Consider the following 1000-nt stretch of genomic DNA (forward strand, 5'->3'; position numbering starts at 1 on the left):
AAGGAACGTTTCGTTTTAGTGTGTTTAAAAGCATACCACATGAATGTTGTCCACAAGTTACTGACTGATTAGGTTGAACAAGCACTCCTCCGCGAGTATTCGTTCTCTTAATAAATTTTCCCGAATTATCCATTACTTGTTTAGCTGCGTATGTAGCATCGGAACCAATAGGAGTCATAACTTTTTGAGAGATATCTCCTATTTCCCTAACAACAGGAACAGGCACTTTCAATGCCGAAGACGACAGACTGCTTGGCCCGAATTTGAGTTTGCCGTTTTTGCTTAAATTCCCGGCACTCTTCACTACCTTTGCGGCGGCACGCGAGCGGACAATGGCAGATGCCGTCCCGCCGCTGACAACCATAAATGCTGCATTGGTTCCAACCCGGGCATCAAACATTGCGTCCATTCTGCCTGCAAGTTGCGGATCGTTGATATATGCTTCGTCGCGAACCGCTTTCCAGTTTTCGTAGGACATCACAACTTTGTTGACTGTTTGCACGGGACTGGAAACGGCTTCGGCCAATGGAACAATGGTATTGTCCCACGGGTGGCGTATGCCCTCCCATGTGCCTACAACAATCTCTTTGGCTGCCAGATAGGATGCTTCTAATTCATAGGCTTCGTAAGAGCGGATGTAAAGGTCTTTGCCCTTTGGATTGTTTTGGTAGATCTTATCTGCTCTGGCTCTCAGGCTTCGTTCGCCGGGTGTGAATCCGTCTAAACGGTTTAGGGCATTATTCTCCACCGCATTCTGCCCCAACACGCCCCCTACCTGTGCGTTGAACAGGGCATTGGTGTTTGCGCCGTTGGTGCCGTTCAGGATGCCTCCGGCGGCACCGACTACCGAAGCAACCGCACCGGTCTGCGCTTTGATCTCTTCTTTGATGTGTTCGGGTAACAGGTTGGGATTGAATTTCCCCGTTATCGGGTCGATGGCAGTGCGGCCGTCGTCGTATTGTTTGGCCAGGTATTCGGCTGCGCGTTCGGCGGCAACGGC

The 1000-nt window shown here is 50.4% G+C and carries 1 pseudogene; it reads right to left on the minus strand.

What is annotated here, in order from left to right:
* Window positions 1-1000, minus strand: a pseudogene (locus tag ACTHUM_RS15210) (hypothetical protein); the annotation flags it as partial.

The sequence above is a fragment of the Neisseria sp. P0021.S006 genome (assembly GCF_051956895.1).